Genomic DNA, 4768 nt, shown 5'->3' with positions numbered 1-4768 from the left:
GGTCAACCTGCTGAACGAGCCGGCGCTGGACGGGCTGACGGCGCTCGCGGGGTGATCTCGTCCCGCCGGTCCCACACCGCCCGGGAGATGCGGGCGAGCAGCCGGGCCGCCGGGTCGGTGCGGTCCGTGCCGTCGGCGAGCGGGCCGGTGTAGCAGACGGCGATCAGGTAGGGCGGGCAGTCGGCCGACTGGACCACGCCCACGCTGAGCCGCACGCCGGGGAACCAGCCGTTCTTGAAGGCGATCCGGGTGTTGGACGGCAGGCCGGCGGCGAGGTCGACCCGGAAGTCGTTCTGTTCGAGGAGTGCGAGGAGTTCGGGCTCGCCGGCCAGCGAGCGCAGCAGGCGGACCAGGTCGCGGGCGCTCACCCGGTTGTGCACGCCCTGGGCGCGCGCCGCGTAGTCCTCGATCCCGCGCGGGGTGGCGCTGTGGGTGGCCCCGGCGCGCCGCCAGACGTCGGCCACCGCCTGCTGGGTGGTGCGGGCCAGGCAGAGGTTGGTGGCGAGGTTGGAGGAGTGGGTGATCATCCGCTCGGCGAGGAGGCGGAGCGGGACGTGGGTGCCCAACAGCTCCCAGGGGAGCGGATCGCTGTCCCAGTCCGGGTCGTTGCCGAACTCGCCGCCCACGACGGACTCGAAGCGGTTCACCACGGGGACCTCGGCGTCGAGGTTGACCCCGCTGCGGCAGAGCGCGGCCAGCACCGCGACCTTCATCGTGCTCGCGGCATCGTGCAGTTCGTCCGGGTTGCGGACGAACACCGGCTTCGCGTCACCCGCCCAGGGGGCCACCACCACAGAGAGCATGGGGGAAGGGTAGGGGAGGCCGGGGCCGGACCCCAGCCGTTGCGGCGAACGACACGCGACACCGTCCCCCGGCGGTGCGCTCGGGCGTCGTTCCGTGACGGCGTGCCCAACCGCCTTCCCCCGCCGGCGTGCCCAACCGCCTTCCCCCGCCGGCGCGCTCAGTTGCCGGGCGGCGGCGCCGCGGGCCTGCGCCGCAGCCACCGGCCGGCCGTCCGCCGCGACTGCCGTACGACGACCCGCCCGTGGCTCTTCCGGCCGACCAGCTCCACGCGCAGCGTGACCGGCCTCGCGGCCTCCGGGCCCCGGTGGTTCCGGACCCGGCTGAACTCCAGCCTCAGGCCGTCGGCGTCGACCACGACGTCCGGCCCGGTGATCAGCGTCAAAGTCTTGCCCTGCATGTCCAGGTCGATCCGCAGGGTGTCGTGGGTGATCACCGCCTGGGTGAAGTCGAGCGTCACCTCGCACCACTCCGCGCGGAGTTCCAGCCGGCGCGGTACCACCCAGCGCCCCTCCCGCCTGACCGGGCTGAACCGCTGGTCGATCCGGACCACGTCCTTGGGCTCCGCCACGACCCCGCCGGCGGAGACCGCCACGGCCGGCAGGTCGGCGGTGAGCTCGGCCAGCTCGCCGACCGTCCGCGCCGACAGGGCGGCCTCCACGCGCTGGTCCAGTTCGTCCGAGGTCAGCCGGCCGTCGCCCGCCGCGACGACCAGCAGTTCGACCACCCTGTCCCGGTCCGCGTGCGAGGCCCGCAACTCGGGCCGCGAGCTGCGGCCGGCCTGCTTCCCGGCGGGCACGATCTCTCCCGGCATGCTTCCCGTCTTCCCGTCCTGAACGTGACGAAGGCCTTCGCGCGCGGTGCTCGGCGACGCGGTCGGTCGCGCGGTCGGTCGCACGGTCGGCGGCGCGCTCGGCGGCGCGCTCGGCGGCGCGGACCGGAACTCACGATATATCGCGATAGGGGTTCCTGCCAGGCCCGCCCCCTCCCTGCGGCCTCCTCCGCCCACGGAACGCGGAGTGGGAAGTCGGACCCGCCGACTTCCCACTCCGGCCCTACCCCGACCTCAGTTGACGAAGTAGCTGAACCCGACCGTGGCCGCGGACATCCCGGGTGCCACCACCCGCGTCACCGTCCCCTGACAGTTCGCCGCGGAGTACACCTGGACCGTCACGTCGGTGAGGTTCTCGACGATCACCGGCGACAACGTCGGGTAGCACCCCCGGGCCGGGTTCTGCCGGATGACACCGTTCACCGTCAGGGTTCCCGTCGCTGCCTGCGCGGGTACGGCGAGCGCGAGCGCACCGGCGGTGGCCAGCATCCCGACCGCGGCGATTCGACGACGCATGACTGTTCTCCCTTCCGAGGGCGCACAACCGGTAACGGCGCCCTTCCGGGGCATGGATTCCCGCAGCGTCCTCTCCGGGTCGGAACCCCGGCCGCAATCCCCCGAACCGCCGTACCGCCCGGCCCGGCCGATCCGCCGGGAGTGGGAAGTCGGCCGGGCCGACTTCCCACTCCAGAGCCTCGGCCGGGCTCACCCGGGGTCGGCCGGGGTCGGCCGCCGCGTTCGGCCGCTCGGGGCCACCGGGCGGCCGGGCGCGGGTGGATCTCAGCGCCACCGCTGCGTGGCGGATCCGTTGCACTGCCACTGGCCGGCGGGCGCGCCGTTGTGCGTGGCGTCGTTCCAGATCTCCAGGCACTTGCCCGAGTTCAGGTTGACGAGTTCGGTGGTGGAGATCCAGCGCCAGTACTGGGTGGCGGATCCGTTGCACCCCCACTGTCCGGCGCGGGCGCCGTCGTTGGTGGCATCGCCCCAGATCTCCAGGCACTTGCCGGAGTTCACGTTGACGATGGTCGCCCATTCGCCCGTGAAGTTCATCCGCCAGTGCTGGGTGGCGGATCCGTTGCAGTCCCACTGTCCGGCGCGGGCACCGTCGTTGGTGGCGTCACCCCAGATCTCCAGGCACTTGCCCGAGTTCACGTTGACGAAGGTGACCTCCCCCGACGCCACCGAGCCGGCGACCGCAGCACCGGCGGCTCCGGCAGCTTCGGCGGACGGTGCGGCCGCGAAACCCGCGGTGATCACGATCCCGGCGACCAGCGCCGCTGTTCCCTTGCCGATCCGAAGATTCACGACTCTCCTTGGAAGGTGGGTGGAACCGCATGCCTACCCGACCGGTGATCGGCGGAACGATCGGGCGTTCGATTGGCGGGAAAGCGCGGCAGCCGGGCGGGAATCCGTGCACGACCGGTCGTCGGTCAACTCCCGTCAACCGTCGACCAGTTGAAGGGCCCGCCGGAGGTCGTGCTCGGCGATGGCGGCCATGGCCTCCCGGGCCGGGCAGTCCCCGTCGAGCAGCCGCAGCGGGCCCGCCGTCAGCGGGAGGCGCTGCGCCGGCGCGTAGCGGGCGAGCCGGGCCCGGCGAACCCTACCGGCGCAGATGGCGGCTCACGTCGCCGACCAGGGTGATCCGCACCCGCCGCTCCACGAACCGCCACCGCCCGCCGTCCCCGCGCGCGAAGCGGTCGTGGTACCGCCCGGCGGCGATGGTCTGCAGCGGCAGCTCGGGCAGCGCCTGCAGCACGGTGACGTACGAGCGGGCGGCCGCCGTCCCGGCCCGCTCGTCGACCTCGACGGCCACGTTGCTGGTGACGTGCTGGGTCCGCGGCGTGCCGTCGGCGTACACGACGATCGTCTCCCGCAACATCGCCTCGATCGCCGCGCCCCCGCTCAGCGGAGCACCGCTGCCGACGAAGACGGCATCGGCGAGCAGCGCGCCGACGCCCGCGAAGTCGCCGTCGTCCACGAGCTCGGCATAGCGCGCGATCAGGTTCTCGATCGCCCGGTGGCTCGGCACCGGATCGACGGGCGCGGACATGTCCCTCCCCGGGATCGGCAGTCGGCTCCCCCGACTCTCCCACGCCTCGATCACGCTGCTGGGTCGAGCTCCTTGATCGGGCGTCGGAACTTGCTCGGCGGGGCCGCATCGCACGCCGAAACGGTTCGGCACCCGGGCCTGCCCCAGCTGCGGCTACCGGCCGACCGCTGCGGCCAGGCGGGAGATCTCGGCGGCGACGGCCTCCGGGTCGGCGGGGACGGTGACCCGGGCGACGCCGTCCAGGCCCGGGTGGGTGCCGACCCGGACCGAGTGCCGCGCGTTGCGGAGCAGGTCCAGGTCGTTGACGTCGTTGCCGAAGGCGTCGTAGGCGTCGATCCCCAGCGAGGTGAGCGCCTCCCACTTGTTGGTGGTGCCCGGGGCGAAGTCGACGATCGCCTCGTCGAGGTGGTGGTTGACGGTCATCCCGAGCGCGCGGCCGGCCTCGGCGAGGGCCGCCAGGTCGGTCGCGTCGACCACCAGGAACTTGACCACGGCGGGGAGTTCGGCGAGCTCCACCCGGCGGGCGAGGCCGCCCTGGTCGACCCGGCCGCGGATCGGGTGGTCGGCCGGTCCGGTGTAGGCGTAGTCCCACGGGCCGTCGGCGAGGTAGCCCGCCCGGAACCGCTCGGCCTCGGCCAGCAGTCGGCCGAACTCCCCGGGCTCGAACGCGGCCCGCGCCCGCACCCGGCCGTCGACGGAGACCAGGCTGCCGTTCCCGCCGATCAGCGTGGCGGTGGGGAAGGCCCCGTCGAGGACGGGCAGGAGGTCGCGGACCGGCCGGGCGGAGGCGAAGACCAGCTGGTGGCCGGCCCGCTCGCAGGCGTCGAGGGCCGCGAGGATCCGGCCGTCGATCGTCCGTCCGTCGAAGCAGAGCGTGCCGTCGATGTCGAAGACCGTGGTGCGGGCGCTGGAAGTGATCACCATGCGATCGTATCCACCGGGTTCCGTACCCGATCCACCGCCCACCGCGGGCCTTCGAGGCCGGCCCCTAGGGTCCGTCTTCAAACTCCCGTCGTCCGCCCGGAGGGCGGGCGGGGCGGCGTTGGGGTGCGTGCATCGCAAGGCGGAGGAGGGAGCCACTGCGG

General features: G+C 73.4%; 6 protein-coding genes and 1 pseudogene. All 7 read right to left on the bottom strand.

All coding sequences use genetic code 11. The features are described from left to right. Nucleotides 1–2 precede the first annotated feature (2 nt). Nucleotides 3–803 carry a serine hydrolase gene (locus ABZW03_RS37470; RefSeq protein ID WP_355268847.1) on the bottom strand — a complete coding sequence of 267 codons (801 nt, stop codon included), beginning with the start codon at nt 801–803 and terminating at the stop codon, nt 3–5. Between the two features lie 158 nt (nt 804–961). Next, nucleotides 962–1615, bottom strand: a complete 654-nt coding sequence (locus ABZW03_RS37465) for a DUF1707 domain-containing protein (protein ID WP_355268845.1) — start codon at nt 1613–1615, stop codon at nt 962–964. Nucleotides 1616–1867: 252 nt separating this feature from the next. Then, nucleotides 1868–2149 carry a hypothetical protein gene (locus tag ABZW03_RS37460; protein WP_355268843.1) on the bottom strand — a complete coding sequence of 94 codons (282 nt, stop codon included), beginning with the start codon at nt 2147–2149 and terminating at the stop codon, nt 1868–1870. A gap of 264 nt (nt 2150–2413) precedes the next feature. Next, a complete protein-coding gene (locus tag ABZW03_RS37455) occupies nt 2414–2938 on the bottom strand; it encodes an RICIN domain-containing protein (RefSeq protein ID WP_355268841.1) in 525 nt (174 codons plus the stop codon). A gap of 135 nt (nt 2939–3073) precedes the next feature. Further along, nucleotides 3074–3220, bottom strand: a pseudogene (locus tag ABZW03_RS37450) (aminoglycoside phosphotransferase family protein); the annotation flags it as partial. A 13-nt stretch (nt 3221–3233) separates the two neighbouring features. Continuing rightward, nucleotides 3234–3683 carry a nuclear transport factor 2 family protein gene (locus ABZW03_RS37445; protein ID WP_355268839.1) on the bottom strand — a complete coding sequence of 150 codons (450 nt, stop codon included), beginning with the start codon at nt 3681–3683 and terminating at the stop codon, nt 3234–3236. Nucleotides 3684–3836: 153 nt separating this feature from the next. After that, nucleotides 3837–4607 (bottom strand): HAD family hydrolase, encoded by a 771-nt coding sequence (locus ABZW03_RS37440; RefSeq protein ID WP_355268837.1) that lies wholly within the window; start codon nt 4605–4607, stop codon nt 3837–3839. Nucleotides 4608–4768: the final 161 nt, after the last annotated feature.

The sequence above is a fragment of the Kitasatospora sp. NPDC004799 genome, from assembly GCF_040609095.1.
In the GTDB taxonomy this organism is placed as follows: Bacteria; Actinomycetota; Actinomycetes; order Streptomycetales; family Streptomycetaceae; genus Kitasatospora.
This window is presented reverse-complemented; position numbering and strand designations above follow the sequence as displayed.

Coding starts and splice junctions, on each gene's coding strand:
- ABZW03_RS37470 (WP_355268847.1), bottom strand. CDS start 803: ATGCTCTCTGTGGTGGTGGCCCCCTGGGCGGGTGACGCGAAGCCGGTG.
- ABZW03_RS37465 (WP_355268845.1), bottom strand. CDS start 1,615: ATGCCGGGAGAGATCGTGCCCGCCGGGAAGCAGGCCGGCCGCAGCTCG.
- ABZW03_RS37460 (WP_355268843.1), bottom strand. CDS start 2,149: ATGCGTCGTCGAATCGCCGCGGTCGGGATGCTGGCCACCGCCGGTGCG.
- ABZW03_RS37445 (WP_355268839.1), bottom strand. CDS start 3,683: ATGTCCGCGCCCGTCGATCCGGTGCCGAGCCACCGGGCGATCGAGAAC.
- ABZW03_RS37440 (WP_355268837.1), bottom strand. CDS start 4,607: ATGGTGATCACTTCCAGCGCCCGCACCACGGTCTTCGACATCGACGGC.